The 26,999-nt window shown below is 69.7% G+C and carries 27 protein-coding genes; 9 read left to right on the forward strand and 18 right to left on the reverse strand.

Going from position 1 to position 26,999, the window contains the following annotated elements; genetic code table 11:
- Positions 1-62 precede the first annotated feature (62 nt).
- From AC4FS2_RS11680 to AC4FS2_RS11725, 10 genes are all read right to left on the reverse strand, one after another.
- The gene (locus AC4FS2_RS11680; protein WP_491156686.1) at positions 63-461 is read right to left on the reverse strand and encodes a hypothetical protein; all 399 of its coding nucleotides are present in this window, start codon (positions 459-461) and stop codon (positions 63-65) included.
- Between the two features lie 2 nt (positions 462-463).
- Complete coding sequence (locus AC4FS2_RS11685; protein ID WP_491156685.1) at positions 464-709, reverse strand: hypothetical protein; 246 nt, start codon at positions 707-709, stop codon at positions 464-466.
- 81 nt (positions 710-790) lie between these two features.
- On the reverse strand, positions 791-1,087 hold the full coding sequence (locus AC4FS2_RS11690) for a DUF1622 domain-containing protein (RefSeq protein ID WP_491156784.1): 297 nt from the start codon (positions 1,085-1,087) through the stop codon (positions 791-793).
- Positions 1,088-1,119: 32 nt separating this feature from the next.
- Entirely contained in the window at positions 1,120-1,419 is a 300-nt protein-coding gene (locus tag AC4FS2_RS11695; protein ID WP_491156684.1) for a GNAT family N-acetyltransferase, read from the reverse strand.
- A 62-nt stretch (positions 1,420-1,481) separates the two neighbouring features.
- Complete coding sequence (locus tag AC4FS2_RS11700) at positions 1,482-2,918, reverse strand: GH1 family beta-glucosidase (protein ID WP_491156683.1); 1,437 nt, start codon at positions 2,916-2,918, stop codon at positions 1,482-1,484.
- On the reverse strand, positions 2,915-5,146 hold the full coding sequence (gene yicI / locus AC4FS2_RS11705) for an alpha-xylosidase (RefSeq protein ID WP_491156682.1): 2,232 nt from the start codon (positions 5,144-5,146) through the stop codon (positions 2,915-2,917). The genes AC4FS2_RS11700 and yicI overlap by 4 nt, the downstream gene beginning before the upstream one ends.
- Positions 5,146-6,051 carry a carbohydrate ABC transporter permease gene (locus AC4FS2_RS11710; RefSeq protein ID WP_491156681.1) on the reverse strand — a complete coding sequence of 302 codons (906 nt, stop codon included), beginning with the start codon at positions 6,049-6,051 and terminating at the stop codon, positions 5,146-5,148. The genes yicI and AC4FS2_RS11710 overlap by 1 nt, the downstream gene beginning before the upstream one ends.
- Positions 6,051-7,022 carry a carbohydrate ABC transporter permease gene (locus AC4FS2_RS11715; RefSeq protein WP_491156680.1) on the reverse strand — a complete coding sequence of 324 codons (972 nt, stop codon included), beginning with the start codon at positions 7,020-7,022 and terminating at the stop codon, positions 6,051-6,053. The genes AC4FS2_RS11710 and AC4FS2_RS11715 overlap by 1 nt, the downstream gene beginning before the upstream one ends.
- 77 nt (positions 7,023-7,099) lie before the next feature.
- Entirely contained in the window at positions 7,100-8,410 is a 1,311-nt protein-coding gene (locus AC4FS2_RS11720) for an ABC transporter substrate-binding protein (protein WP_491156679.1), read from the reverse strand.
- A 117-nt stretch (positions 8,411-8,527) separates the two neighbouring features.
- The gene (locus AC4FS2_RS11725; protein ID WP_491156678.1) at positions 8,528-9,553 is read right to left on the reverse strand and encodes a LacI family DNA-binding transcriptional regulator; all 1,026 of its coding nucleotides are present in this window, start codon (positions 9,551-9,553) and stop codon (positions 8,528-8,530) included.
- Positions 9,554-10,081: 528 nt separating this feature from the next.
- Here AC4FS2_RS11725 and AC4FS2_RS11730 point away from each other — a divergent pair.
- Genes AC4FS2_RS11730 through AC4FS2_RS11755 form a run of 6 tightly spaced genes read left to right on the forward strand, consistent with a single transcriptional unit; the run spans position 10,082 to position 14,345 of the window.
- A complete protein-coding gene (locus AC4FS2_RS11730) occupies positions 10,082-10,810 on the forward strand; it encodes a winged helix-turn-helix domain-containing protein (protein WP_491177234.1) in 729 nt (242 codons plus the stop codon).
- Positions 10,811-10,866: 56 nt separating this feature from the next.
- On the forward strand, positions 10,867-11,904 hold the full coding sequence (locus tag AC4FS2_RS11735) for a DNA-3-methyladenine glycosylase family protein (RefSeq protein ID WP_491177236.1): 1,038 nt from the start codon (positions 10,867-10,869) through the stop codon (positions 11,902-11,904).
- 48 nt (positions 11,905-11,952) lie between these two features.
- The gene (locus tag AC4FS2_RS11740) at positions 11,953-12,366 is read left to right on the forward strand and encodes a VOC family protein (protein WP_491177238.1); all 414 of its coding nucleotides are present in this window, start codon (positions 11,953-11,955) and stop codon (positions 12,364-12,366) included.
- 43 nt (positions 12,367-12,409) lie between these two features.
- A complete protein-coding gene (locus tag AC4FS2_RS11745; RefSeq protein ID WP_491177239.1) occupies positions 12,410-12,631 on the forward strand; it encodes a hypothetical protein in 222 nt (73 codons plus the stop codon).
- Between the two features lie 8 nt (positions 12,632-12,639).
- Positions 12,640-13,602 (forward strand): DMT family transporter, encoded by a 963-nt coding sequence (locus tag AC4FS2_RS11750; protein ID WP_491177242.1) that lies wholly within the window; start codon positions 12,640-12,642, stop codon positions 13,600-13,602.
- Positions 13,599-14,345, forward strand: a complete 747-nt coding sequence (locus AC4FS2_RS11755) for an SDR family oxidoreductase (protein ID WP_491177244.1) — start codon at positions 13,599-13,601, stop codon at positions 14,343-14,345. The genes AC4FS2_RS11750 and AC4FS2_RS11755 overlap by 4 nt, the downstream gene beginning before the upstream one ends.
- A 70-nt stretch (positions 14,346-14,415) precedes the next feature.
- Here AC4FS2_RS11755 and AC4FS2_RS11760 read toward each other — a convergent pair whose 3' ends face one another.
- The 7 genes from AC4FS2_RS11760 to AC4FS2_RS11790 form a co-directional block, all read right to left on the reverse strand.
- Positions 14,416-15,249, reverse strand: coding sequence for an aldo/keto reductase (locus tag AC4FS2_RS11760; RefSeq protein ID WP_491177247.1), 834 nt, complete (start codon positions 15,247-15,249; stop codon positions 14,416-14,418).
- A 61-nt stretch (positions 15,250-15,310) separates the two neighbouring features.
- A complete protein-coding gene (locus tag AC4FS2_RS11765; RefSeq protein ID WP_491177249.1) occupies positions 15,311-15,853 on the reverse strand; it encodes a GNAT family N-acetyltransferase in 543 nt (180 codons plus the stop codon).
- On the reverse strand, positions 15,850-16,290 hold the full coding sequence (locus tag AC4FS2_RS11770; protein WP_491156670.1) for a GNAT family N-acetyltransferase: 441 nt from the start codon (positions 16,288-16,290) through the stop codon (positions 15,850-15,852). The genes AC4FS2_RS11765 and AC4FS2_RS11770 overlap by 4 nt, the downstream gene beginning before the upstream one ends.
- A gap of 100 nt (positions 16,291-16,390) precedes the next feature.
- Positions 16,391-16,831 (reverse strand): GNAT family N-acetyltransferase, encoded by a 441-nt coding sequence (locus AC4FS2_RS11775; protein WP_491156669.1) that lies wholly within the window; start codon positions 16,829-16,831, stop codon positions 16,391-16,393.
- A 42-nt stretch (positions 16,832-16,873) separates the two neighbouring features.
- A complete protein-coding gene (locus AC4FS2_RS11780; protein ID WP_491156668.1) occupies positions 16,874-17,698 on the reverse strand; it encodes a nitroreductase family protein in 825 nt (274 codons plus the stop codon).
- Positions 17,698-18,048, reverse strand: a complete 351-nt coding sequence (locus AC4FS2_RS11785) for a hypothetical protein (protein ID WP_491156667.1) — start codon at positions 18,046-18,048, stop codon at positions 17,698-17,700. The genes AC4FS2_RS11780 and AC4FS2_RS11785 overlap by 1 nt, the downstream gene beginning before the upstream one ends.
- A gap of 121 nt (positions 18,049-18,169) precedes the next feature.
- Complete coding sequence (locus tag AC4FS2_RS11790) at positions 18,170-19,741, reverse strand: glycosyltransferase family 2 protein (RefSeq protein WP_491177251.1); 1,572 nt, start codon at positions 19,739-19,741, stop codon at positions 18,170-18,172.
- Between the two features lie 115 nt (positions 19,742-19,856).
- On the opposite strand from AC4FS2_RS11790, the gene AC4FS2_RS11795 reads away from it, so the two are divergent.
- Positions 19,857-20,984 (forward strand): alpha/beta hydrolase, encoded by a 1,128-nt coding sequence (locus tag AC4FS2_RS11795; RefSeq protein WP_491156665.1) that lies wholly within the window; start codon positions 19,857-19,859, stop codon positions 20,982-20,984.
- A gap of 62 nt (positions 20,985-21,046) precedes the next feature.
- Positions 21,047-21,310: a DUF8738 domain-containing protein gene (locus AC4FS2_RS11800; protein ID WP_491156664.1), complete on the forward strand. Its 264-nt coding sequence runs from the start codon at positions 21,047-21,049 to the stop codon at positions 21,308-21,310.
- A 100-nt stretch (positions 21,311-21,410) separates the two neighbouring features.
- On the opposite strand, the gene AC4FS2_RS11805 is transcribed toward AC4FS2_RS11800, so the two are convergent.
- Positions 21,411-22,223, reverse strand: coding sequence for an antibiotic biosynthesis monooxygenase family protein (locus AC4FS2_RS11805; protein ID WP_491156663.1), 813 nt, complete (start codon positions 22,221-22,223; stop codon positions 21,411-21,413).
- Between the two features lie 450 nt (positions 22,224-22,673).
- Here AC4FS2_RS11805 and AC4FS2_RS11810 point away from each other — a divergent pair, with 450 nt between their 5' ends.
- Entirely contained in the window at positions 22,674-26,999 is a 4,326-nt protein-coding gene (locus AC4FS2_RS11810) for a S8 family serine peptidase (protein WP_491156662.1), read from the forward strand.

Below are 26,999 nucleotides of genomic sequence, written 5' to 3' on the forward strand. Positions count from 1 at the left end.
GTGCTCGCCGAGAGGATATGGGCAGGGGCGAGAGGGGCGCGGCGCGGCCGCCCCGCGAGGGGTCAGCGCTGCGCGATCTCCGCAGCGAGCGCGCGGATGCGGTCGTCCCCGACGTCGGTTCCGGTCTCGGTGAAGCGCTGACGCAGGACGTCGGCGATACGCTCCTCCGGGGCATCACCCACGTCGGCACGCGTCTGAGCCACGATTCCGTTGACGCGGTCTTCGTCCGAGGCGTCGTGCATGTCCATGGCCGGTTCGTCCTGCGTGCCGGGCGACCCCGCCGTCGGGGCGTGGGCGTCCGGAGCGACGGCGCCGCCCTGCACGGTCGATGGCGCCTCACCGTGCTGGATGGTGGCGTCGCCGCCGCGATCCTCGTCCTGCGCGGGTTCGATGGGCGACTCGTCATTGCGGTCGGGGTAGTTCCCACCCGGCTTGTCGAATTCGTTCGCGGTTCCGGACATCGTCAGCTCTCCTCATCCGTGGACATGTCGGGGTCGGCGACCTGAGTAGGCGCGTCGCTCTCGACGGGTGCGACGTCGGTCGCATCGTCGCCGGGCTCGGTCGGTGACAGATCGGAGTCGGTCAGACCCGACGAGTCCTGCGCCTCGCGGTTCCGCTCGGCGGTCTCGCCGTCCGCGGTCGCTCCGCTCTCCCAGCCGCCGGCGGGGTCGGCGTTGATGACACCCTCGGGCAGGTCGCGATCATCCATGGCGTGTTCCTTCCGTCGCTCTCCTACCCTCGCGTGTCCCCCGCGCGGCGGGGAAGGGCTTGACGCTCGGAACCGGGGCGACTACCTGCCGGCAGAACCGGTCGCGGCCCGGTCTCGCGCGACGGCACCGGCGACCACATGCGCCCCGGTCGTGGTGAGCGCTCGGCGCCAGGGCAGGACGGCGGCGACGAGCACCTCGAGCCCCAGGAGGATGCCGCCGCCCAGAGTGGTGCGCACCACGGAGAACGCACGCGCGCCCCCTTCGCCCCGCGTGAGGGCGCGGATGCTGAGCACCACGGCGACGACGAACCCCGCTGCCATGGCGACTGCTCCGATCGCCTCGAAGACGACGGCCACCGCGTCGAAGGCGTCCTTCATGTGCACGCGCTCAGTGTAGAGCCGCGAGAACCTCAGGCGGAGTGGCGGGCGCGCAGGATGCCGGCGCGCTCGGGGTGGGCCGCGAACCAGTCGGCGACGTACCAGCACACCGGGATCACCTCACGGTCGCCCGCCGCCTCGAGCTGCGCGACGGCGCGGTCCACGACCTCGCCCGCGTACCCGTGTCCGCGGAAGGTCGGGATCGTGTAGGCCCGCGTCATCGCGACGGTCCGGCCGTCGTCGCGGTAGTCCAGCACGCTCACGAGGTCGTCGCCGCAGTGCAGCGTGTAGCGCGAGGCGTCTTTCTCGTCGGCGAAGCGCAGTTCGGTCACCCCGATAGGGTACGCCTGTCTCCGGCGCACGGCGTCGGGGCGCGGGGTCCTTCGGGCTCGACTCAGTCCGGAAGCACTCCGGTGCGCGCGAGCTCGCTGTACCAGCGGCCGCTGTCCTTCACGGTGCGCTCGAGAGTGTCGAAGTCGACGCGCACGATTCCGAACCGCTTGGAGTAGCCGTAGCCCCACTCGAAGTTGTCCATCAGCGACCAGACGAAGTACCCGCGCAGGTCCACGCCCTGCTCCATCGCCCGATGCGCGGCGGTGAAGTGACGGCGCAGGTAGTCGACACGATCGGGGTCGGGCACCGAGCCGTCCCCCGCCACGACATCGTCGAAGGCGGCGCCGTTCTCGGTCACCATGAGCGGCTGCCCGGGGAACTGGTCCCGCAACGACACGAGCAGCTCCTCGAGTCCCTCGGGGGCGATGTTCCATCCCATGGCCGTGTACGGCCCCGGCTGCTCGAGGAATTCCACGACACCGTCGCTGCCGGGCCAGGCCGTGCCGCCGTCGGCGGCCTTGTGGCCGTCGTTCTGCTGCTTCGGCGACGCTCCGTCCCACATCTGCACCGTGACGGTCGAGTAGTAGTTGACGCCCAGCACGTCGATCGGCTGAGAAATGGCCTTCAGATCGCCGTCCTGAACGAACGACCAGTCGGTGACGGATGCGGTGTCCTCGAGCAGGTCGGCGGGGTATTCGCCGCGCAGCATCGGGCCGGTGAAGGCGCGGTTCGCGAGGGCTTCGACGCGGCGGACCGCCTCGGCGCCGCGATCGCCGCGCCCGCGGGCGACGTGGAAGTTCAGCGTGACCGAGTAGTCCGGGTCGCCGGTCGAGGTGGCCCGGAGTGCCTGCACGGCGCGCCCGTGCGCGAGGTTGAGGTGGTGCACGGCGGCCAGCGCCGCGGCCGGCTCATGGCGCCCGGGCGCGTGCCCGCCCTGCCCGTACCCGAGGTAGGCCGAGCACCACGGCTCGTTGAGGGTCGTCCACGTGTGGATGCGATCGCCCAGCGCCGCGCCGACGACCTCCGCGTAGCGCTCGAAGGCGTCGGCGGTCGTCCGCGCCGCCCATCCGCCGGCATCCTCGAGGGGCTGCGGAAGATCCCAGTGGTAGAGCGTGGCGACGGGCCGGATGCCGCGCTCGAGCAGACCGTCGACGAGACCGGAATAGAAGTCGAGCCCGGCCTGGTTCACGGCCCCCGTGCCGGTGGGCATGATGCGCGGCCAGGCGATCGAGAAACGGTAGGCCCCGAGTCCGAGGTCGCTCATCAGGTCGAGGTCGGACTCCCACCGGTGGTAATGGTCGCACGCCACGTCGCCGGTGTCGCCGTTCCACACCTTGCCCGGGGTCTTGCTGAACGTGTCCCAGATCGAGGGTCCGCGGCCATCCTCCGCCGCGGCGCCTTCGACCTGGTAGGAGGCGGTCGCCGAACCGAAGGTGAATCCTTCGGGGAAGAGGAGGCCGCTGTCGCGGTAATCGGCGTTGCCGGCAGAGGCGGTCATCGGGTGATCTCCGAACGGTCGGCCGACAGGACGGCGGTGCGTCCATCGGGAGTGGTGACGTGCACGTCGGCGGTACCCTCCCCGCCCGGGAAGACCCGGAGGGTGAGGCCGTCGAGGTAGTCGTAGTCGGGGCGGTCGGCGCGCGCCCCCCACGGGAGGACGGTGCCGGGTCGAACATACAGCGGAAGACTGTCGAACCCGTGGCGTTCGCGGCGCCAGCGGCCCCCGTCCACGCTCTCACCGGTGAGGAGATGCGTCCACTCCCCCGCGGGAAGGTAGAAGTCGACCTCGCCCTCGGCGGAGAACACCGGCGCTACCAGGATGTCCGAACCCAGCATGTACTGCCGATCGAGGTGGGCCGCCGCGGGATCGTCGGGGAACTCCAGCGCCATCGGCCGCAGCACCGGCACACCGGTTGCCGCGGCATCCACGCCCGCCTGGTACAGGTACGGCATGAGCCTCATCTTCAGCTGCGTGAAGGTGCGGGTGACGTCCACGGCCTCCTCGTCGAACTGCCACGGCACGCGGTACGAGTCCGACCCGTGGAAGCGGCTGTGCGTGCCGAGGAGCCCGAACGCCGTCCAGCGCTTGAACACGGCGGCGTCGGGGGTGCCTTCGAACCCGCCGATGTCGTGGCTCCAGTGCGCGAACCCGCTCATCGCCAGGGACAGGCCACCCCGGAGGGTCTCGGCCATGGAGGCGAAGGTCGACGTCGAGTCGCCGCCCCAGTGCACCGGCATGGTCTGGCCGCCGGCCGTGGCCGAGCGGGCGAACAGCACCGCCTCGCCCTCGCCGCGGATCTCCTCGAGCACGTCGAAGACGGCCTTGTTGTAGAGGTGCGTGTAGAGGTTGTGCATGCGGTCGGGGGCGCTGCCGTCGGCGTAGACGACGTCGGTGGGGATGCGCTCGCCGAAGTCGGTCTTGAAGCAGTCGACGCCCTGGGCGACGAGGGCACGGAGCTTGTCCTGGTACCAGCGGGTCGCATCGGGGTTGGTGAAGTCCACGAGCCCCATGCCGGCCTGCCACAGGTCCCACTGCCACACCGACCCGTCGGGACGCTTCACGAGGAAACCCTGCTCGGCGGCCTCGGCGAAAAGCGGCGCCGCCTGGGCGATGTACGGGTTGATCCACACGCACACCCGCAGGTCGCGGTCGTGCAGGCGCTGCAGCATCCCGTCGGGGTCGGGGAAGACACGCTCGTCCCACTCGAAGTCGGTCCACTGGAATTCCCGCATCCAGAAGCAGTCGAAGTGGAACACCGAGACGGGCAGCTCGCGCCGCGACATCTCGTCCAGGAACGAGGTGACGGTGGCCTCGTCGTAGTCGGTGGTGAAGCTCGTGGAGAGCCACAGTCCGTAGGACCACGCGGGTACCACCGGCGGGCGGCCGGTGAGGGCGGTGTAGCGCGAGAGGACGTCCTTGGGGGTCGGCCCGTCGATCACGAAGTACTCCAGTGCCTCACCGGGCACGGAGAACTGCACGCGCTCGACCGCTTCGGATCCCACCTCGAACGAGACATGACCGGGGTCGTTCACGAGCACCCCGTACCCGCGGTTGGAGAGGTAGAACGGCACGTTCTTGTAGGACTGCTCGCTGGAGGTGCCGCCGTCGGCGTTCCAGATGTCGACGGTCTGGCCGTTCTTGACGAAGGGTCCGAACCGTTCGCCGAGACCGTAGATGAATTCCCCCACACCGAGGTCGAGCTGCTCGTGGATGAACGCGCGGGGCCGCCCGACCGGGCTGCCGGCGCGCGCGTTCCCCACGATGCCGGGGTCGACCTGGGCGTCGTCGGTGAGCGTCAGATAGCCCTGGGCCTTGTGGCCGCTGGACGTGAGGGTGCGGCCGGCCGACGAGAACGACAGCGACCACGGTGCGCCGGGCGTGATCTGCGCCTGCAGGTTCCCGGTGCGCAGGCTCGCGCCCGCAGCATCCACCTCAACGGCTGCCGTGTTCTCCGTGGCGCCCGGCAGCCCGAACGACAGTCCGCGGCCACCCCCGACGTGGTGCTCGACCCGCACGCGCACGACCCCCTCGGACGGCGAGGAGAGGGTCACCGTGAGCACGGGACGGTTGAGGGTGTCGCCGCGGCGCTCGATGACCTTGGTCGGGGCGATCACGCGGATGCCGGGGCCGTCGGCCGTCCGAGTCTCCCGGATGTCGTAGGCCTCCTGGCCGTACAGCGCCGTGACGCCCGGTCGGAGCTGCCAGAAACCATCGGTGAACTTCATTACTTGACTGCTCCTGCGGTGATGCCGCGCGTGAGGGTGCGCTGGAAGATGAGGAAGAAAAGGAGGGTGGGGATGAGGCCGAGGAGGGCCGATGCGCTGGTGGTCGTGACATCCATCAGTCGATCGCCCTGAAGGACGGCGATCGCGACGGGCACGGTCTGGTTCTCGTTCGAGACGAGGAACGTGAGGGGGATGAGGAACTCGTTCCAGGTCCAGATGAAGAAGAAGATGAGCAGCACCGACAGGGTGGGGCGGCTGATCGGGAAGATCACCCGCCACAGGATCTGCCACCGGCTGGCGCCGTCGATCGAAGCGGCCTCGAGCACCTCCTTGGGGAACGTGCCGTACACCGACGACAACAGGTACGTGCCGAAGGCGGCCTGGATGACGGTGAAGACGATGATGACCGACCACACGTTGTTGTAGAGGCCGACCTCTCGGAACATGTAGTACAGCGGGTAGAGGAGCGCCTCCTGCGGCAGCAGGTTCGCCAGGAGGAACAGCAGCACGATCCACGAGCGACCGCGGACCCGTCCGATGCCGATCGCGAAGGCGTTCAGCACGGAGATCAGCACCGCCAGGACCGACACCATCCCGGCGATGAAGAACGAGTTCCACACCTTCTGCGGGAAGTTCACCCTCTCCCAGAACGCGACGATCCCGTCGAAGTTCAGGGCCGTGGGCAGTGCGAGCGGACCGCCGTTGGAGTAATCGGTGGGCGACTTGAAGGAGTTGATGAGGATCAGGTAGAACGGCGCGATGATGACGATCGCGGCGACGACCGCGAAGGCGAGCAGCAGCCAGTCCACTCCGCGCTTCTTGGTCATCCCTCCTCGCCCCTTGCCGCCCGCGGGGCGCGGCTTCGCCGAAGTGGGAGCCGCGGTCACGGCTATCGTCGTGGCCATCAGAGCCCCGCCCTTTCCTTGCGCTCCGCGCCGTTCTGCGCGCGGATGAACAGAATCGACACGATCGTGATGACGATCGTCAGCGCCGTGGCGATGGTGGCGCCGTAGCCCACCTGCTGCGACTGGAAGAACTCGCTGTAGGCGTAGTAGGCGGGCACGATCGTCGAGGTGCCCGGTCCTCCGCGGGTGAGGACGTAGACCGGCCCGAACACCTTCAGTGCGGCGATCGTGCACGTGAGGGTGACGACGTAGATCTCGGGGCGGATGATGCTCACCGTGATGGAGCGGAAGCGCTGGAACCAGTTGGCACCGTCGAGCTCCGCCGCCTCGTACAGCTCGGGATCGACGCGCTGCAGGGCGGCCATGAACACCACGACCGGGTAGCCGATCTGGATCCAGACGAGGACGACCATGATCGCGGCGAGGGCGGTGTCGGGTGAGCCCAGCCAGTTGTGCGCCAGGAAGCCCAGCCCGACGTTCTCCAGAAGCGTGTTGAGTGCGCCGTCCTGCGGGCGCAGGATCCAGCCGATGACGATGCCGGCGATGGCGGCAGGAAGGATCTGCGGAAGGTAGTAGGTGGCGCGGAGGAAGCTCGCCAGGCGCCCACCGAACTTGCGCCCGATGACGTCGAACAGGAGGGCGGCGAGGACGAGCCCGATGATCGTCGGAAAGACGACCATCGCGATGATCATCCAGATGCTGTTGCCGAACGACGTCCAGAACTTCGCGTCGCCCACCAGCTCGATCCAGTTCTCCAGACCGATGAACTCCGGCGGCCGGATGCCCCGCCAGTCCGTGAAGCTCAGATAGATGTTCCAGATCAGCGGGATGACCACGATCACGGTGGCCAGCACGAGACCCGGCACAAGGTACAGCCAGTAGGCGGCCGTGCGTCTCCGGCCCTGGGGAATCAGCGGCTCTTCGGGCGGGAGCTTGGTCCGCGGGGCGCGGACGAAGGGAACAGCGGACATCGCCGGCTCCTCGGGCGTGGATGGATGAAGTGTGCAGGGGGGCGGGGTGGCCCGACGCGGCGGGCCACCCCGGTCGATCAACGGAAGTCGTCGACGTACGAGTCGTACTCGGCGCCGAGGGCCTCCTGGACCTCTGCCGCCGTCTTGGTGCCGTTCACCAGCTCCTGCAACTCGGCGACGAGGCTGTCGTAGAAGGTCGGGGTAGGCCAGTCGGGGTAGAACGACAGCCCGTCCTGCTCGTTGACGGCGTTGAAGGCCTGGATGAGCTCGAGGCTCTTCGGGTCGGTGATGTCCGCCTCATCCGCGGCGACGGGCAGACCGCCGTTGTTGCCGATGAGCGCCTGGATCTCGGGACGCATGGTGATGTCGATGAACTCGTACGCGAGCTCCTTGTTCTCCGCGCGCTCGGGGACCACCCAGAGGTTGCCCGACGAGCCGAGGCTCAGGGCGCTGTCGGGGAAGGGGAACAGCCCGAAGTCGAACCCGTCGATCTCATCGACGAAGCGTCCGTACCACCAGCTGCCGGACACGAAGATCGGTGCCGTGCCGTTGATGAACGACAGACCCGCGTCCTCGGCCTTCTGCCCGGTGACGTCCGGCGAGAAGTAGCCCTTGTCGGCGTACTCGAGGACCGTCTCGGTGGCGTACGTGATCTCGTCGCCGGTCCAGTCGACCGGGTTCTCGTACAGCTGGTAGTCGTTGACCCACTGCCGGTCCGCCTGGCTCAGCGCCAGCTGGTACCAGAGCTGACCGAGCGGGTACTCCAAGCCGGCCTCGGCCAGCGGGGTGATCCCCTGCGCCTGGAAGGCATCGAGCACGGCGATGAACTCGTCGTAGGTCGTCGGCACCGCGAGCCCGGCGGCGGCGAAGGCATCCTTGTTGTAGTAGACCGTGACGAACTCGCCGTAGTTGGGAACGCCGTACCAGGCGCCCGAACCCATGACGCCGTCCTCGTCGTAACGCGCGGTGGTCTGCAGGGCCGAGGCCAGCTGGTCGTCCCAGCCGTGCTCCTCGACCGCGTCGCTGATGTCGGCGATGAGGCCCTGGCTGGCGAGGAACCCGGCCGTGGCGTTGCCCTTGTTGAACTCCATCAGGTCGGGCGCTTCGTCGGAGTTGAGCACCTGGCTCGCCGTGGAGCGGATCTGTTCGAAGCTGCGCTCCTCGAATTCGACGGTCGCGCCCGTCTCCTCTTCGAAGACCTTGATCGCCTCCGCCCAGGCGATGCCCATGGCGCTGTTGTCACCCTCGTAGTGCCAGAGGGTCAGGGTGTCGTCTCCTTCGCTGTCGCCCGATCCGCCGGAGCAGGAGGTGAGAGCGAGCGCGGCCACCGCTGCGGTGGCCAGAGCCGCGGCGGCACGGCGCTGGGTGTTCCTGGTGATTCGTGCCATCTTCGGCACTCCTTTCTGAGTGACTTTTCTTGGTGACGTGCTGGTCGGGTGGGGCGGGGATGACGCGGTGTCGAAGCGCTTCGATGCGAGGCATGCGGATCGGGTTGGGCGGGCGGGTCAGCGGCGGGCGGGGACGACGGGGCGAGCGACCGACCCGCGGTCGACGTACGTCGGCGGGATGAGGTGCAGCCCGGGCACCGGGCGATCGGGGCCGAGCGAGCGCACGGCCAGATCGACGGCGAGGTCACAGGATGCCTGCGGGATGAGCGGGATCGTGTCCACGGGCGTCGGCATCGCCGCGGTATCGAAGGTGGCCCCCACCGCCACGACGGAAACGTCGTCCGGAACGGACACGCCCGAGGTCGCGAGTTCCTCGAGCGCCGCGACGTGGGCCTCCTGCGTGCAGTGCAGCACGATCCCGGTGATGCCCGACTCCAGCAGCTCAGCGACGGCGCGCCGCGTCGCGAGCGGGTCGGTCATCACCGCACCGGAGGAGCGGAACTGCAACTCGACACCGCGCTCGGCGGCTCGCTCCATCGCGCCGTTGCGCACGCGCGGAGGGAAGTTGGATGTGCGGTAGGCGATGTCGGTCTGACCGATGAGCGCGATGCGCTCGTGCCCCGCATCCAGGAGGGCATCCACGGCGAGAGCGGCAGCCCGCTCGAAGTCGAGGTCGACACAGACGAGGCCTTCGTGGTCATCGGGGACCCCGATGAAGATCGACGGCGTCTCGATCGCCCGTGCGAGAGCCACGCGCGGGTCGTCGGGCGCCACATCCAGGACGATGATGGCGTCGACGAGGCCGCTCGAGGCGACGCGGCTCATTCCCGCCTGCGCCTGTTCGTCGGTGAGCAGAAGGATGTCGTAGTCCTGGCGCCGCGCAGCGACCGTCGCCGCCAGCACGAACGCCATATGGGTGGGCGCGTGCGTGTCGGGGCGCAACGGCTCCGTCAGGGCGAAGATGTGCGTGCGGTCGCCCGCGAGCATGCGCGCTCCGGCGTTGGGGCTGTAGCCCAGTTCCCGGACGGCACGCTCGATGCGCTCTCGGGTGTCTTTGGCGACGGGCCGCTTGCCACTGAGCGCATACGAGACCGTGCTGATCGAGACACCGGCGGCCTTGGCCACCTCATCGATCTTCGCCATGCGGACTCCATCGTCAGCGGCCGAAGCCGCGGTTTCCTCGGTGTCGAAGCGCTTACGGGAAGCGCTTCGACAGAGACGTTAAACCTTTGGCCATCTCAGCGCAAGAGGTTTAGCGGATGTTGCAACATATCGGGGATGACCGTCCGACGACCGTCGCACGTCGGCGTCATAGAGCGAAATATTGCCCGCGATGGACCTGACACGTTTGACGCATCGCGACGCATACCGACATAATCGGGCGTATGACTGACAACGCGCGTTCTCTGTCCGCCTGGGAGGCGAACGGGATTGCCGGCATGATGATGGCCGGCCGCGCTCAGTCGTGTCGAATGTGTCGCTGACTCGGTGACTCCGTCGGACGACCGCTCGAGCTTCTGAACGCCGAGCACGCCGTCCCCGAGCGCCCCGGAGCGCGCGTCGATCACGCGCACCCGGATGCCTCGTTCCGGCCATCGCGGCCCTCCCTCCCGCATCCGAACCGCCTCCTCGTGCGAGCGCAGGTTCTGCTTTCTTAGGACAGCCATCATCATGTCGACCTCCGCCCTTCTCGACCGCCCCGCTCCCGTTCGCCACCTGCGCGCCGTTGCCACGCCTCCGGCCCCTCCGGCCTCGGTCGTCGCCGAGCCGCCCGCCGCCGAGCGGCACCTGCCCCCCGGAACCGCCCCCCGCGGGTTCGCCCTCTACGTCGGGATCGACGAGGTGAAGGCCGCCGCCGACGGCGTGAGCCTCGGCACCCTGGTGGAGGCCCTCCGCCGAACCCTGGCCGGCCTCGCCCCGAGCGCCCAGACCTACGCCACCGTCGCGCTCGCCCCCGCCGGTTCCGGCGGTCGCGATGTGGATGTCGTGCGGCTCGCGCTGCACGAACCCTCGGCCGTTGCCCGCACCAAGCAGGAACCGGAGGACGCCGACACCCTCGCCGGCGGCGTCATCGTGGACATCTCCCGCAAGCGCGTGCTCATCGACGGAGAGTCCGCGGCGTTCACCTTCAAGGAGTTCGAGCTGCTGCAGTACCTCGTCCTGCGCGAGGGCCGGACGATCGACCGGAGCGAACTGGTCGCCTCCCTCTGGCAGGGCACGACGGATGACGAGACGCCGGGCGAACGCACGATCGACGTCCACGTGCGGCGCCTGCGCGCCAAGCTCGGTCGCTACGAAGACATCGTCCGCACCGTACGCGGCGTCGGGTACCGCTTCGACCGGCACGCCGACGTCGTTCTCCGCTTCGGGCACGGCACCCCCTCCCCCGACCGCGTCTGAACCACCCCGCACCGCTCTCGGCCGCCGTGTCGTGACGAGGACGTAGGGTGGCGGGCATGGCTTATCCGGGGGTGCGCGCGCGAGAGATCGCCGCCCGGCGCGGTTCGGAGCCGGCCCCCGTCTTCCGACGCCCGGGCCGCGATGCGCCCGCAGCACGCGACCCGCGGCCGGCGCCGCAGCGACCGGTCGAGACCGTCTATCGTCCGCGGCATCCGCTCGACCTCGCGCGGGCCGTCCTCCCCCAGCGTCATGGCCCCGGAGACCCGACGATGACGACGGCCGGCGGCGTCATCTGGCGGGCGAGCCGCACGCCGGCCGGCGTGGCGACCCTCGCCCTCCGCGAGGGCCCGGGTGGCATCGTCCGGGGCGCGGCGTGGGGTCCCGGCGCGGAATGGGCGCTCGACCAGCTCCCTGCGTTGTGCGGAGGGCAGGACGACCCGGCCGACTTCGACCCCACGGGCCATCCTCTGATCGCCGAGGCGCATCACCGCCATCCCGGTCTCCGCATCGGGCGGACCGACCTCTTCTTCGATGCCCTCGCGAGCGCGATCATGGAGCAGAAGGTGACCGCGATCCAGGCGTTCGCCGCCTGGCGGCGGATCGTCACGTGGTACGGCGAGCGCGCGCCGGGACCGACTCCCCGGCCCCTGTTCGCCCCGCCCGATCTCACCGGGTGGCGCCGCATCCCTTCGTGGGCGTGGCATCGGGCAGGCCTCGAGCCCCCGCAGTCGCGGACCATCGTCGAGGCTGCCGCGCGCGGCGATTCCCTCGTGCGCGCCGCGACCGACGCCCCCGACAGCACCACTCGCGACCGCGTGATGACCAGCCTGCCCGGGATCGGTGTCTGGACGAGCGCCGAGACCCGGATCCGCGCCTTCGGCGATCCGGACGCCGTCAGCGTCGGCGACTACCACCTGGCCCATCACGTGGGCTACGCGCTCACCGGCCGGCGCGTGGACGACGACGGGATGCTGGAACTCCTCGCCCCCTGGGCAGGGCAGCGCCAGCGCGTGATCCGGCTCATCTACGCCAGCGGCATGATCGAGCCTCGCCGCGGTCCGCGCCTGCATCCTGAAGACCACCGCGACCGCTGAGTCCAAAGCCTCTCCCCCGATGTCGGCGCCCCGCGTCATCCTGTCGCCATGGCAACGACGCTCAACCCCTACCTGTCCTTCCGCAGCTCCGCGCGCACGGCGATGGAGTTCTACCGTTCGATCTTCGGCGGCGAACTGACGATCGACACCTTCGGTTCGTATGAGATGGGTCAAGACCCGTCGGAGAACGACCTCGTCATGCACGCGCAGCTCGAGACGCCCGACGGCTTCACTCTCATGGCATCCGACACCCCCAGCTCCGTGCCGTACTCACCGCCCGCGGGCTTCTCCGTGTCGCTCAGTGGCGACGACGCGCCCACCCTGGAGCGCTACTGGAACGCGCTGGCGGAGGGCGGCACGGTCACGATGCCGCTGGACACCCCGCCGTGGGGCGGCCGGTTCGGCATGCTCACCGACGGCTTCGGCATCGCCTGGATGGTCTCGATCTCCGCTCCCGGCTGAGCTCACGGGCGGGGCGTGATCGCTCAGGCTCTAGGCTGTGCGTATGTCCGAACCCCGCACCGGCTGGCCGCGCGGCCGCACCCAGTGGCTCCTGGGAACCGTGCTCGTGCTGGCCCTCGGCGTGCTGTTCGGCATGGTCTTCGGAAACGTCTGGCTCGGGATCGTGCTGGGAGCGGCGATCTCGATCGGCTGGCTGATCGCCTACGAGTCGTGGCGCGGGCGCAATTCCGGCGTCAACGACGACGACCGCGGCATCGAACTCTGACGGCGCCCGTGGCCGCTCGGTGGCTGCCGATCAGTGCGATCGGCGTGTCGGTGATCCTGTGGTCCTTCGCCTACGTCCTCTCGGGCTGGGCGCTGCAGACCGCCTCCCCGGCCGTCCTCTCGGTCAGCCGCTTCGGGCTGGCGCTGGTCATCCTCGTGCCGCTCGCCCTTCGCCGCCCGGCGTTCGCGCGCGCCCTGCGACAGCCGCGCACCATCCTGCTGGGGTTCACCGGCGTGACGCTGTACTACTCCCTCTCGAGCATCGGCCTGCTGTTCACCACCCCCGGCACCGCGGCTCTGGTGGCCTCGCTCCTGCCGGTGCTCACGGCGGTCGCCGCTGTCATGGTGATCCGCGAGCGGCTCTCCGGCCGCACCATCGCCGGGTTGACGCTCGCGACCATCGGCGTCGCGCTGGTCGCCGCATCCGGGTTCCGTCTCGACCTCGGCGTGGTGCTCAACGTGGGAGCACTGGCCTCCTACGCGATCTACACCGTCCTGCTCCGCCGGGACGGAGGGCGGGCGGATGCCCCGGACGCGCTGTCGCTCGCCACCGCCACCGGCGTCTGGGGCACGGCCCTGATGCTCCCCTGGCTCGGGTGGGAGGCGGTGACGGGCACCCTCGCCCTTCCGACCGACGAGCGCGGGGTGATCAGCATCCTCGTGCTGGCGCTGGTGGTGACCGCGCCCACGCTCGTGCTCTTCAACTACGGCGCCGAGCGCGTGCCGGCCGCGGTATCGGGAGTCGCGACGGCCGCGATTCCGGCTTTCGGTTATGCGTTCGCCCTCCTGCTGGGTGAGACCCTCGACCCCGTGAAGGCGCTGGGCGGCGCGATCGCGCTGGCCGGCGTGCTGCTGGCGATCCTCGCCTCCCCGCGGGTGGAACCCAGCCCGCCGGGATCGATGCTCCCCGACCCGGCCGACCTCGCGCCCCAGAACCCTTCGCCCATCGAACCCGCGGGAGGCCGCACGTGAGAATCGCCGTCGCCGGGGGAACCGGCACCGTCGGGCGCCACGTCGTTGCCGCGCTCGAGGCGACCGGGCACGAGCCGGTCGTCCTCGCCCGGGCCGAGGGCGTCGACGTGCGGAGCGGATCCGGCCTGGAGACCGCCCTCGTCGGCGCGGATGCGGTGGTGGACGTTCTCAGCGTCACCACCCTCGCGGAGGACGAGTCGATCGGCTTCTTCGCGTCCACCACCCGTCACCTGCTCGACGCGGAGCGCCGGGCGGGCGTCGCGCATCATGTGGCGCTGTCGATCGTCGGCGTGGATCGTGCCCCGCACGGCTACTACGCCGGCAAACTCGCGCAGGAGCGGCTCGTCGAGGCCGGACAGATCCCGTGGACGATCCTCCGGGCCACGCAGTTCCACGAGTTCGCCGCGCAGATGTTCGCCCGCGCGAAGCTCGGGCCGCTGCACGTCGCCCCACGCATGCGCACGCAGCCCGTGGCCGCGCGAGAGGTCGGCGAACACCTGGCCGCCCTCGCCACGGCGGCGCCGGCCGGCCGCATCGCCGACCTGGCCGGCCCCGGGGAGGAGAGCCTGGTGAGGATGGTGCGGGCCTACGCCCGCGCGACCGGACGGCGAGGGTGGATCCCGGCCGTGCCGCTTCCCGGACCCTTCGGTCGTGCTCAGCGCGACGGATCGCTCCTGCCGGATGCGTCGGCCGCGCGCGGAGGTCAGACGTTCGACGAGTGGCTCCGCGCCATCCGCCCCTAGCGAGAAACGACGTTCCGGACGAGAAACGGCGCAGCGCGTGCCGTCTCGCCCGGATTGTCGTTTCTCGCGCTCACATCTCCTCGTGCGTGTCGGGGTCGGCATCCCACAGGCGCCCGCGGCGGAGTGCGGAGACCGCATCCACCTCGTCGGCGGACAGCTCGAAACCGAACACGTCGGCATTCTCCCGCTGGCGCCGCGGGTCGGATGACTTCGGAATCGGGGTCGAGCCGACCTGCACGTGCCAGCGCAGCACCGCCTGGGTCGGGGTCACCCCGTGCGCGGCGGCGATGTCGGTCACGACCGGTTCGCTGAGGAGTTCGCTGCGGCGGGCGAGCGGGCTCCAGCTCTCGGTCCGGATGCCGAGTTCCGCATGCACGGCGCGCAGCTCCTCCTGCGGGAGGTACGGATGCAGCTCCACCTGGTTGACCGCCGGGACTTCACCGGTCTCGTCCACGAGCCGGCGCAGCATCGGCTCGGTGAAGTTCGAGACACCGATCGAACGCACCTCCCCCGATGCCCGCAGATCGATCATCGCCCGCCAGGTGTCGACGTACTTGTCCACGCTCGGGTTCGGCCAGTGGATGAGATACAGGTCGATGCGGTCAAGTCCCAGGGTCTCCAGGGATCGCCGCGCACTGGCCGTGGTCTCGTCGTAGCCGTGGTCACGGCCGGGGATCTTCGTGGTGACGAGGATCTCCTCGCGCGGGATGCCGCTGCTTCGCACCGCCTCCCCGACCTCGGCCTCGTTCTCGTAGTTCACGGCGGAGTCGAGCAGGCGGTAGCCCGCGGTAAGCGCCGAACGCATGGCGTCGATCCCGGCCTCTCCGCGCAGCTTGTAGGTGCCGAGACCCAGTTCGGGGAACGAGGTGCCGTCGTTGAGGGGAAGGGTGGGGATGCTGAGCATGGCCCCATCCTCGCGTGACCGGGATGCTCCCGCATCCGGTTGCCCGGCGGCGCGGGTCGCGCTATCGGGCGGGCGCCTCGATCGCGAAGAGCTCGCAGGTCGTGTCGTAGTACCGGTCGCTGAGACCGAGGTGCCGCATCCCGATCCTCCGGCACACGGCCTGCGACGCGGAGTTCGCCGGGTTGGTCACCGCGACCACGCGGGGGATGCCGCCATCCCACGCCTCCTGCAGCACGGCGGCGGCCGCCTCCGACGCGTACCCGTGGCCCCACGCGTCCGGATGCAGGTGCCAGCCGACCTCGATGTCCTCGGGGGTGCCGGGGGCGACAGCATCCGCCGACCACGGGATGCGCTTGAGCAGGAGGCTCCCGAGCCGGTCGCCCTCGTGCGTGGTGATCGCGCGGACGCCGAGGGGTCCGTCCTCGAGCGCCGTCCACCGCCTCACCGCCGCGCGGGCCTCCTCCACGTCGGCCATGAGGCGCGGCGAGCGCCCGAGGTAGCGCTGCACGTCCCCGCGCGAGTACATGTCGAGCACGAAGTCGAGATCGTCGGGGTCGGTCGTCCAGTCGCGAAGTGTCAGCCGATGGGTGCGGAGCGGGGTCACGGCCGCCTCATCGGGATGTGAGTGACTCCGTCTTCTTCGAAGGGCTCGCCCGAGCGCGCGAATCCGAAGCGCGTGTACCAGCCCTCGAGCCCAAGCAGCGCGTCGAGGTTGATGGGCGCACCGGGGTCGCGCCGCTCGCAGCGCTCGATGGCCGCGCGCATGAGGTCAGCGCCGTAGCCGCGGCCGCGTGCCGCGGCTGCCGTGACCACGCGACCGATGCGGAGTGCGCCGTCATCCTGCAGGATCCGCAGGGTGGCGAGCACGGCCTCACCCTCCTCGGTCCACAGGAGCTCCGCGCCGGGCTCGATCTCACGGCCGTCGATCTCGGGGTAGGCGACGTTCTGCTCGACGACGAACACGCTCACGCGCAACCACAGGATTCGGTAGAGCGTCGTCGGGTCGATCTCGGCGACAACGGAGCGGCGGATTTCGGGCATCTGGCTACGCTACCGTGCCCCGCGGCTGCGGGCGCCTGCACGGGCGCCGTTCACCGCGCGCGCAGCCAGGCGTATCCGGCCTCACCTGGTTGACCGCCGGTCATGAGCGCTTCATCGGGATGTGCGGGATGCCGTCTTCGGTGAAGGGTTCACCCGAACGCACGAACCCGAAGCGCGCGTACCAGCCTTCGAGCTGCATCTGGGCGTCGAGGTCGATCGGGGCTCCCGGGGCCACCTCTTCGCAGCGTTCGACGGCGGCGCGCATGAGGTCGGCGGCGTATCCCCGGCCGCGGGCGCTCCGGGCGGTCGCGACGCGGCCGATGCGCAGAGCGTCGCCGTCGCGCAGGATGCGGAGGGTCGCGGGAACCGCGCCGTCCTCCTCGAGCCACATCAGCTCGGCACCGGGTTCGATGTCGCGGCCGTCGATCTCGGGGTAGGCGACGTTCTGCTCGACGACGAACACGCTCACGCGCAGCCACAGGATGCGGTACAGCGTCGTGGGGTCGATGTCGGCGACGGCCGCGCGGCGGAGTTCGGGCATCCGATGACGTTACCGCGCCCCGCATTCGTGAGGGCACGGTGCTCAGCCGCCGCTTCCCCCGGGAGGAGGGATGGAGGGCTCGTCCCACCCTTCCTGCGGGGTGGCGCAGGTTCCACGGAAGACGTACTGCGAGGGAAGTTTGCGTTGCCCGCTCGTCCAATCGATCGGCGGCCGGCGCTGCTCGGTGGGCAGATAGCCGAGCCGGTACACCGCCATCAGCTCGAGGTCGTCCGGCACCTCGAGCAGGCGGACGATCTCGTCCCAGCGACCCGGGACTTCCATGGGGAAGGAGATGAATTGGATCCCCATGCCGAGCTCGACGGTGGCGAGCCAGATGTTCTCCATCGCCGCGCCCATGCTGAACACGGAGTAGAACGATGACAGCTGACCGGGCCGGTACTCCGACCGGTCCAGCATCACCCCGAGCAGCAGCGGCGAGCCGGAGACCAGCTTGCGGTTCTCCTCGCCCAGGCTCTGAGGCACGCGCAACCCGTTCATCAGCTTCTGCCCCCGCGAGGTGAACACCTGGCTGGTGAACGGGCGGAGCGGTGCCGGGAGCCGGTCGAACAGCATCCCATCTCGACGCCGCTCCATCTCCGCGGCGCTGAAGCGGAAGTAGGGCTTGTACCGCTCGAAGAAGGTGCCGTTGGACATCGCCTCGGTCATGCTCTCGCCGCTGATCCGGCCGATCTTCTCGATCGTGGAGCGATCCTCGACGATCACGAAACGCCACGGCTGGCTGTTCAGCTGCGACGGGGCGCGCCCGGCGACCTCCATCAGCAGCCGCTGATGCTCCTCCGAGACCGGATCGGGGAGGAACGCCCCATTCGTCGTCTTCCGACGACGCACCACGTCAAGGAACTCCATCAGCGCCTCCTCCAGGCCAGAATGACAGCGGTCGCAAACGACGGCGCGGCCGACCCCGCGACCGCGATGTGCCGGCTCCGCTGTCCGCCCGCGTAGGGCAGCACGGCGAGCGTCAGCGCCCCCGGCAGGAGAACGAGGGCCTCAGGCCGACGCTGGACGGCATGGGAAGCGAGCGCGAGCGCGGTCAGCGACGCCGTGGCGAGGAACAGGGCGTGGTGGACCCAGCGGATGCGACTGTTGTCGACGGCACCGGATGCCACGGCCGCACCGAAGGCGACGTTGACGGTATAGCTCGCACCCGCGGCTGTGACGAGGCCGCGGCTGAGTCGTCCGTCTCTCACAGCGCTCATCGGGCGCCTCCTTCGTCGGTGAGCAGGTCACACTGCGGGGCGGGGAGGCGACCGGCCACTCGCACGGTGCGACGCATGCAGCTTACGGCCGCGCCGCGCGAGCCTGCCACCGACGACCCCCTCAGGCGTGTCGCCCGAGCCTGCGGACTCGGCGGACGACGCGGCCGGCGAAGTCCTTCACACGTCCGCCCGGCCACTCGCGACGGAGCTCGACCGCCCCATTGCCGGCTGCCACGAGGACGCACGTGCGGCCGGCCAGGAGCGGCGAGCGCCCCGCCCTGGCGAGGATCGCCGGATCCGCTGTCAGGGGCACGTCGAAGGACCAGCGTGCTCGACGAATCTTCACGACGATGCGCCCGCCGTGGGAGCGATCCTTCCGGCTGAAGACCTTCAGCGGGTCGACCGAGAGGCCGAAGGATGCCCGGCTGTCTCGTCGGCGGTCCGCGAGGCGGCGCTCGGTGCCGTCGGTGTCGTCGTGGAGGAGAACCTCGACACGGTCGCGACGAAGGTCGCGGCCGGCCTTGAGGACGGCCGGAGGAAGGTCCTCGAGGGAGAACGAGGATGACAGCACGAGGCGCCCGGGGTCCGAGCCGGGCGACTCGAAGACGAGCGCATCCTCGCCGTCCTGGGTGATCGTCACGCGGATCGTGAGCCGGAGCCCTCCCCCGCGTGACCACGTGGCGGAGGTCGCCACGGCGCGGCATTCCAGACCGGCCTCGAACGCCGCCAGGCACAGGAGATCGGCGCGCCGGTCGCCGCGGAGCAATGCCGAACGGATCCGGTGCGGCAGCGCGAGGCCGTCGTCGACGCCGGGACCGAACCTTCTCCGCGCGATGGGGATGACCACGTCGAGGAGCTGCGCGCGGTAGTCGTCGGGATATCCGAGCATCTGTCGCCCCGCCAGTCGCTTCAGGATCTTCCCGCGGTACCAATGCCGCAGGAGCGTGTCGCGAAGCGGTCCCGGTTCCGTGTGGGCATCGACGAGGTCGAGGACGGCCTCCAGATGGGGGTAGTACGTGCCGGGATCGATCCGCGAGGAGCTGGCGCTGCCGGGGTGCTTCACCCAGGCGTAACAGGGCTCGCTGGCGAGGACGGAGATCGTTTCGGCCTCGAAGTAGGCGCGCATGACGAAGAGGTGATCCTCGAGGCGCACTCGTCCGTCGGGGAAGCGGATGTCGTTCGCTCGGAGAAACGAGGTGCGGAAAAGCTTGTGCGGGGTGAGGAGTTCCAGGAGGGGATCTTTGCCGAGCGTGGCGCGAGGGATGTCACGGCGGAAGATCTGGCGCGGCAGGCGGCGTCCGATTCCCACTTCCTTGCCGATGACCACGTCGGATGCGTGCAGGTCGGCGTAGTCGCAGAGCTTCTCCAGCGCCGCGTCGAAGAGGTAGTCGTCTTGATCGACGAAGTACACGTAGTCGCCCTGCGCCGCAGCGATGCCGTGATTGCGGGGCGTACCCGGCCAGCCCGTGTGCGCGAGGGTCAGCACCCGCGTGTTCGGTCGATCTCGGGCGACACGGGCGAGACGCGCGCGGGTCTCCTCGCCCGATCCGTCATCGCACAGGAGGACTTCGAATTCCGTGTGCCGCAGGGTTTGGCGGTCAAGAGATCCGATGAGTTCGTCGAAGGCCGGTCCCGGATTGAACACGGGGACGACCACGCTCACACGAACGGGCATGGGTATCGGCGACGTCACAACAACTCCTTCGCTCTCCCCGCGTCTATCGTCACCCCGCGGCGGCGGGTGCGGGGCCGAAACATGCGACGTTCTCCGGTCCTAGACTGTGAACCCCTGGGGAGGAGCGTGTTCGATGGGCTTGGATCCGTTCTTCTCCGAGCGATTGCGGGTGCACCGCCGGTATCTGTTCCGGCAGCGCATCGACGCGCTCCGCCTCCGGGTGGCCGGTTGGCGCCGGCTCCTCGGGCGACGAGACGAGCCCGAAGCGCCGACCAAGGCGGCTGGGTCGGGCCCGGCTCGAACGCCGACGTCCGGCGCCGGGGCCCATACGGCAAGGGCGCGGCATCGCCGTGCTGCGCTGGCATGGGATCGCAAGGAGCTCGAAACGGTCGGGACGCCGGGCCCGGAGTTGCGCACCGTTGAGCACCTCGTCCCCGTTCCCGGTCTGCCGGCCGTCCGTGTGCGCATCTACTACCCCCAGCCGGCACAGGGCCCCCCGAACTCGGCCGGCGCCGAGCGCATCCCCGCGTGGCTCGTTTTCTTCGGCGGGGCATTCCGCATCGGGGGCATCGACTATCCGACGACGGATGCCGCGAACCGCCGCCGGGCGGCAGACGCATCCGTCGCGATGGTCGCCGTGGACTACGCCCTGGCTCCCGAGCACCGGTTCCCGACTCAGATCGAGCAGGCACACGCTGCGCTCGTGTGGCTGCACCGCAACGCCGACGAGCTCGGGATCGACCCCGACCGGATCGGGGTCGCCGGGACGTCGGCGGGTGCCTCGATCGCCGCAGCGTTGACGCTCGCCAATCGAGACCGTTCGGGACCTCCCATCCGTCTGCAGCTGCTGGAGGTGCCGGTCACCGACCTCACCGGCCGACACATCGACTTGCGCGCGACGCGGGCGCTCGGCATCCCTTCTCTCCTCGCGCTACGCGAACTCCGTTCGGTGGCCCGCACCTATCTGGCACAGCCGTCCGATGCCCGCGACCCCCTCGCCTCGCCGCTGCTCGCCGCCTCGCATGCCGGCCTTCCCGAGGCGGTGATCCTCACCGCCGAGTACGACCCGCTCCGCGGCGATGGAGCGGCGTACGCGGAGCGTCTGCGCGCGGACGGTGTCGAGGCGAGCGCGGTGCAGTACCTCGGGGTGACGCATGACGTCGCCATCTTCACGGGGGTCCTCCCGGCGGCGCGCCGCTGGCACCGGGACGTCGTCGCCGCCCTGGCACGCCTCCACGGGGCGCGCGGCACCGCGGAGTGATCCGGTACCGGCAGCGTTATCGTGTGCCGCCCGATTCCCCCGGATCTAGACTCGGCTCTGGAATGAACTCGCTGCAAGGTCGATGCCCCCCGGCGCGCTGGGACGCGATCGTCGATGACCTCTCGGCTCGTGGCGTCTCGGGAGAGCCGGCGCTGGTCTCCGTCGAGGCCGTGACGTGGCCGAGCAGCGCCCTCGGCTGCCCGGCGCCGGGGCGGTCCTACGCGCAGGCGATCGTGGAGGGTATGCGGATCGTCGTCGAGGTCGACGGCACGACCTACGACTACCGCTTCGGACGCAGCGACACGCCCATGCTCTGCAAGGGCTGAGCCCGGGGGCGCCGATGAGCGGCGGCCGGGTCGCCCTACCGTCCAGTTCGGCCCGGCTGAGCCGCGCGATGACGGCGCGACGCTCGGCGATTTCGATACATCACTCCGCTGCCACGGGGCGGTTGCCCTCTCCGATGCACACTCCGGGGATCGACAGACGCCGCAGCAGATGCGGGCTCGCCGTGGCGCTGTCGGGGTAGACGGCACGCAGCGGACCGAACTGTGGCTGCCGGTTCGTCGCCGCGAACGCCGCGGTGTTCTCGAACACCGCGTAGTTCAAGAACAGCCGGCTGCCTCCAATGCCCTTGTGCAGCTGCGCCGAGATGTATCCGGGCTGGGCCTTGAAGAACTCCGCGTCGGCCTTCCAGGCGGAGATGAAGTACTCGTGGTCGCGTGGGTCGACGTCGAACAGGTTGAGCAGCACCGTCGTCTGGCCCGAGGTATCCGCGTACTGCTCGGCAAGACTGAACGTCGGGTCGAGTTCGACGTGCTTCAGCCCGTGTTGCTGCGGCGTTGCGGGACCAGCACTGCGTCCGTCGAACTCGCCGACGCAGATGCCGGCCACGGCCACCCGGCGGAACAGATGAGGGTGGGCCGTCGCGCCGTCGGGGTAGACGCCTCGCAGCGGACCGAATTCGGGCTGCCGGTTCGTGGCGGCGAACGCCGCGGTGTTCTCGAAGACCGCGTAGTTCACGAAGATGCGACTCCCCCCGATGCCCTGGTGGAGCTGCGCGGAGATATAGCCGGGCTGCTTCTTGAAGAAGTCGGCGTCGATCAGCCAGGCGTCTGTGAATTCCGACTGTACGGCCGGGTCGACATCGAAGATGTTCACGAGGATGGTCGGCTCGTTCGACGTGTCCGAGTACTGCGAAGTGAGCGGGAACGTGGGATCCAGCTCGACGTGTTTCAACATTTGCGGTCTCCTTCGGGTGGTGGTGCCACCACTCTGGGCCGGGGTGCTCAGCGCGTCCAACGCATTGTTCCGATCGGCTGCATCGATGAATCCGATCAATGGCCGGCCGCTGGCGAGAGTGACGCCCGGTTCCCTGCTCGCCCACGTCAGAGCCGCGAGAGCGGATGACCGCGGTCTGCGCCGGCCGCTGGAATCGGCACTGTGTGACGGTGACGTTGCGCGGTTGTTAATGTCCGGCGACGCGGGGTGATCTCCGGGCGTGGGGAATTGTAGGCCGCAACAACAATTGCTACTTTCGTCGCGGGCCGACCATTCGGCCGCCATCAATGGAGTCAATCAGCAGGGAGCTGGGACGACGAGCATCCTCTGCTGCTCTCGTGCCGTGAGCGCCCGCGCGGAGCGGGCCGGGCCGGGGGGACCGGCATGCCGCTTCCCGATCAGGGAGACAGCGTGAGAGTCAGAAGAGCAGTCGTCGGTGCCGTCGTCGGCGGAGTATGCCTGGCCGTCCTCGTCGGCGGAATCCCCCCTGTGGCGGCCGCCAGCGAGGACGCCGCCGCACTCCCGACGTCGTCCGAGGAGCAGTCGGGTGATGTCGTGACCTTGATCACGGGCGACCGAGTGACGGTGATGGATGGACCGGACGGCGATCCGGTCATCTCACTCGCGCCCGCTCCGCGGGACGACGGACGGCCCGTGAGCTACAACAGCTTCGGAGAAGACGGCCACCTGTTCGTGATCCCCTCGGACGTCGCCCACCTCGTGCCCGAGCACCTGGACCGCAACCTGTTCGATGTCCTCGCTCTCCAAGAGCTGACAGCGAACCAGCCGGAGAACGGCATGCCGGTCATCGTTCAGACGACCACGGAGCCCGGTGCCCGCGCTGCCGAGCCGAGCTGGGATGCGCTCGGCGTCGAGCCGGAGCACACGCTGGAGTCCATCTCCTCGGTCGCCGGCGAGATCGCACCCGAGGGCGCTCCGGAACTCGTCGAGGCTGTGGGAAGCGCCGACACGGTCGAGAAGGTCTGGCTCGACTCCCCCGTCGAGCTGCTCGACACCGACTCACTGCCGCAGATCGGCGCTCCGCAGGCGTGGGCGGGCGGCGCGGATGGGACCGGCGCGGTCGTCGCCGTCCTGGATACGGGTATCGACACGAACCATCCGGATCTCGACGAGGGGATCGTCACCCTGGAGGCCGACTTCACCGGCAGCGGGACGGCGATGGACCAGGCGGGGCACGGCACCCACGTCGCATCGATCATCGCGGGCAGTGGCGAGGCATCCGGCGGCGACTACCGGGGCGTCGCCCCCGGAGCCCGTCTCCTCAACGGAAGGGTGCTCAACGCCGCGGGTCAGGGCGAGACATCGTGGGTCATCGACGCGATGGAGTGGGCCGCCGCAAACGGTGCGGATGTCATCAACATGAGCCTGGGAATCCAAGGCGATTACACGGATGGCACCGACCCCGGCGCCCTCGCCGTGAACTCGATCTCCGAGCGGTACGACACCCTCGTCGTGGTCGCCGCCGGCAACGAGGGAGAATTCGGGGCGACGACGGTGACCACCCCGGGCACGGCAGACAGCGCACTGACCGTTGCGGCCGTCACGGACGACGACTCGCTCGCGTCCTTCTCCTCCCTCGGACCCCGCTTCGGCGACTGGGCGATCAAGCCCGACATCGCGGCGCCCGGCCACAGGATCGTGGCAGCCCGGGCAGCGGCGGAGACCAACCCGCTCGAGCCCGTCGGCGACCTCTACCAGGCCATGTCCGGCACGTCCATGGCGGCACCCCATGTGGCCGGCGCCGCGGCGATCGTGAAAGCCGCACGCCCGGACCTGGAGGACCAGGCTGTCAAGTCCGTGCTGATGGGTTCGGCGCAGCCGGCCGGCAACCCGGTGTACTCCGAAGGCTCGGGGCGGACCTGGATCCCCGGCGCCCTCGAGGAGACGGTGTACGCGACTCCCGCCTCGCTGTCGTTCGGGGTCTTCTCGTCGCCCCGCGACACCCAGGCCCCGCGGTCCCAGACGGTCACCTACACGAACACCTCCGACATCGACGTCGTCACCCACGTCGCCGTCACGGTCACGGACCCTGACGGCGGCGCGGCACCCGAAGGGATGGTCACGCTCTCGACCGACACCGTGACGGTGCCGGCTCACGGCACCGCCTCCCTGGACGTGAGCGTCGACCCGCGCGCCGATGACCCGGGCGTGTACACCGGCGTGCTCACCGCGGTGGGCGAGGGGGCCCCGCCGGTCCGCACCGTGCTCGCCTTCATGTCCGAGCCCGACCTGCACACGCTCCGGATCGAGGCCATCCAGGCGAACGGCACGCCCGCTCCGCTGGGCAGCGCGGGCTCGATCCACGGGCTGGATGACTCGCAGGTCAACCAGTCGTTCAGCCTCGTCGACGGCGTCACAGAGATTCGGCTGCGGCCGGGCCGCTACGCGCTGCTGGGCCAGCTTCTGAACGTTGCGTCGCCGGATGCGCTCTTCGTCGACGGCTTCACGGGCTTCGCGCGCGACATCGACCTGCAGGGCGACACCACCCTGGTCCTCGATGGGAGCAAGGCGATTCCGGTCGAGATGAAAACCGAGAGGAAGGCCAAGACGACCGGTTTGGAAGAGACCATCGCCCGATGGCTGCCGAACCGCGGCTACCCCGTCACGACCTGGGTGTCGGGCGGCATCGGCGGCGCCACGGGAGGACTCGATCTCGACATCTCCGTCCTCGCGTCCCCGGAGCCGCTGGCCGGCGACACGACCGTCCACTCGCGGTACGTGCTGAACCAGCCGCTGCTCGACGCGAAGGCGGTGGGCGCCCGTCAGAAGATCGACATCTCGCGTGAGCTGAACTACGGCGTGCTGTCCCCTCAGTACCTGGGCAGGCTCGACGCACCGATCGTGAACGCCGGGAAGGGAACGCCGGACGAGTTGGCGGCCGCGGGTGCTCGCGGGGCCGTCGTCCTCATGGAGGATCGTGGAGATCCGGATCTGAACGCTCAGGCGCAGGCCGCGTTCGACGCCGGAGCCGTGGCCGTGCTCGTCTACGGCGCGACGCCCGGTCCGTACTTCGAGTCGGTCGACCCGCGGAGATTCCCCGGCATGGCCCGCAAGGCGCTGCCCACCCTGACGCTGCCCCGCGACCTCGGGCTCCAGCTGGTCGAGCTCGCCCGTCACGGAAAGGCACGGCTGCAGGGCACCGGCATCGCGAACCCCTCGTACCAGTACCAGCTCGGCTACATCGAGGAGGGCGTCCCCACGGATCTGACCTACGAGGCCAACGCGAAGACGACCGCCAAGGTGAACGTCGACGTCAAGGCTTTCGTGCCCGGCACCACGATGGTGGAATACGTCACCATGATCGGTGGGGGCAACTACACCGGATTCGGATTCCGCTTCACCGGGCCGCTGCTCGGGCGTGAGGTGTACTACTCGACAGACGATGACCTGACATTCCAACGCTCCGTGCGGGCAGGGGAAGACTGGAACGCGGATCCCGCGCCGTTCGAGAGCGCGCCGGTGACGTACCGGCCGGGGCAGCGGGCGAGTGAGACGTTCATGGGCCAGGTCCATCACGGTGGACTGCGACCGTCTCCCGCTACGCCGCAGGATGCTGCGGTGAGCCGTGACGGCGATGTGCTGTCGGTCAACCTGCCGTACCGGGTCGATGGAGACGGTCATCCGCAGCAGTGGGGGCCGGATACGGAGTCGACCGGGAGGTTCGAGCTGCGCGAGGGCGAGGCCCTGCTGATCGAGGGAGAGAGCCCCAGCGGAACCCCTTCCGTGCCCGCGGAGAGGAGCACCTACCGGATGACGCTCGACACCCGCCGGGATGTCGCGTGGTGGCCGTTGTCCACGCACATCTCCACCGAGTGGGGATTCACCTCCGCCCACACCCAGAGCCCCACGATTCTCCCGCTGCTGCAGCTGGATTACGGAGTACAGGGGCTGAATGCCTTCAACACGGATGGACGCACGACCGAGTTGGATCTGACCGTGTCGCACCAGGACGGCTCCGAAGGCGGGAAGATCCGAGGCCTCAAGCTGTGGTCGTCCGCGGACGCGGGCGCCACGTGGACGCCGGTCCGGGTGGTGCCGGGCCGAGGGGCGGGCGCATACTCCGCGAAGGTGACCGCTCCGCGGGACGCCACCACGATCTCGCTGCGCTCGGAAGCGTGGGACGACGCGGGGGCCACGTTCAAGGAGACGGTGATCGACGCCTATGCGGTGGACACCGTCGCGCCGCCGATCACCGTGACCACCCCGGCCGGGGGCATCCCCCAGCCGACCCGGTCGAGCACTGTCGCGGGTACCAGCGAACCCGGTGCTGTCGTGTCGGTGACGGCGGGACGCAGCACGTGCGAGGCGACCGCCGGTGCCGACGGCGCGTGGACGTGCGACGTGCCGGTCCGCGACGGCGTGCACCAGGTGAAGGTCACCGCCACGGACGCGGTGGGGAACTCCTCCCCAACCGTGCGACGCGTGCTGTGGCGCGACACCGTCGCGCCACAGGTCCCGACGGTGAAAACGCCCACCGGCACCGTGCACACCAACCGTCCCGCGATCAAGGGGTCGACCGAACCGGGAGCCACCATCACCGTGACGGAGGCGGACCAGACGGTCTGCACCGCCACCGCCGGGCCGCTCGGCGGCTGGTCGTGCACACCGCCGGGCGCACTCAGCCCGGGGCGGCACACGATGACCGTCACCGCCACCGATGTTGCGGGGAACGCCTCCCCGCCACGAACCGTGCGGTTCACGGTCGCCCGCAGTTAG

This window comes from Microbacterium sp. Z10_103 (genome assembly GCF_058310455.1).

What these genes read in the sequence shown, in the direction of transcription:
- AC4FS2_RS11680 (WP_491156686.1), bottom strand. Translation starts at nt 461, where the DNA reads ATGTCCGGAACCGCGAACGAATTCGACAAGCCGGGTGGGAACTACCCC.
- AC4FS2_RS11685 (WP_491156685.1), bottom strand. Translation starts at nt 709, where the DNA reads ATGGATGATCGCGACCTGCCCGAGGGTGTCATCAACGCCGACCCCGCC.
- AC4FS2_RS11690 (WP_491156784.1), bottom strand. Translation starts at nt 1,087, where the DNA reads ATGAAGGACGCCTTCGACGCGGTGGCCGTCGTCTTCGAGGCGATCGGA.
- AC4FS2_RS11700 (WP_491156683.1), bottom strand. Translation starts at nt 2,918, where the DNA reads ATGACCGCCTCTGCCGGCAACGCCGATTACCGCGACAGCGGCCTCCTC.
- yicI (WP_491156682.1), bottom strand. Translation starts at nt 5,146, where the DNA reads ATGAAGTTCACCGATGGTTTCTGGCAGCTCCGACCGGGCGTCACGGCG.
- AC4FS2_RS11710 (WP_491156681.1), bottom strand. Translation starts at nt 6,051, where the DNA reads ATGGCCACGACGATAGCCGTGACCGCGGCTCCCACTTCGGCGAAGCCG.
- AC4FS2_RS11715 (WP_491156680.1), bottom strand. Translation starts at nt 7,022, where the DNA reads ATGTCCGCTGTTCCCTTCGTCCGCGCCCCGCGGACCAAGCTCCCGCCC.
- AC4FS2_RS11720 (WP_491156679.1), bottom strand. Translation starts at nt 8,410, where the DNA reads ATGGCACGAATCACCAGGAACACCCAGCGCCGTGCCGCCGCGGCTCTG.
- AC4FS2_RS11725 (WP_491156678.1), bottom strand. Translation starts at nt 9,553, where the DNA reads ATGGCGAAGATCGATGAGGTGGCCAAGGCCGCCGGTGTCTCGATCAGC.
- AC4FS2_RS11730 (WP_491177234.1), top strand. Translation starts at nt 10,082, where the DNA reads ATGTCGACCTCCGCCCTTCTCGACCGCCCCGCTCCCGTTCGCCACCTG.
- AC4FS2_RS11735 (WP_491177236.1), top strand. Translation starts at nt 10,867, where the DNA reads ATGGCTTATCCGGGGGTGCGCGCGCGAGAGATCGCCGCCCGGCGCGGT.
- AC4FS2_RS11740 (WP_491177238.1), top strand. Translation starts at nt 11,953, where the DNA reads ATGGCAACGACGCTCAACCCCTACCTGTCCTTCCGCAGCTCCGCGCGC.
- AC4FS2_RS11745 (WP_491177239.1), top strand. Translation starts at nt 12,410, where the DNA reads ATGTCCGAACCCCGCACCGGCTGGCCGCGCGGCCGCACCCAGTGGCTC.
- AC4FS2_RS11760 (WP_491177247.1), bottom strand. Translation starts at nt 15,249, where the DNA reads ATGCTCAGCATCCCCACCCTTCCCCTCAACGACGGCACCTCGTTCCCC.
- AC4FS2_RS11770 (WP_491156670.1), bottom strand. Translation starts at nt 16,290, where the DNA reads ATGCCCGAAATCCGCCGCTCCGTTGTCGCCGAGATCGACCCGACGACG.
- AC4FS2_RS11775 (WP_491156669.1), bottom strand. Translation starts at nt 16,831, where the DNA reads ATGCCCGAACTCCGCCGCGCGGCCGTCGCCGACATCGACCCCACGACG.
- AC4FS2_RS11780 (WP_491156668.1), bottom strand. Translation starts at nt 17,698, where the DNA reads ATGGAGTTCCTTGACGTGGTGCGTCGTCGGAAGACGACGAATGGGGCG.
- AC4FS2_RS11785 (WP_491156667.1), bottom strand. Translation starts at nt 18,048, where the DNA reads ATGAGCGCTGTGAGAGACGGACGACTCAGCCGCGGCCTCGTCACAGCC.
- AC4FS2_RS11795 (WP_491156665.1), top strand. Translation starts at nt 19,857, where the DNA reads ATGGGCTTGGATCCGTTCTTCTCCGAGCGATTGCGGGTGCACCGCCGG.
- AC4FS2_RS11800 (WP_491156664.1), top strand. Translation starts at nt 21,047, where the DNA reads ATGAACTCGCTGCAAGGTCGATGCCCCCCGGCGCGCTGGGACGCGATC.
- AC4FS2_RS11805 (WP_491156663.1), bottom strand. Translation starts at nt 22,223, where the DNA reads ATGTTGAAACACGTCGAGCTGGATCCCACGTTCCCGCTCACTTCGCAG.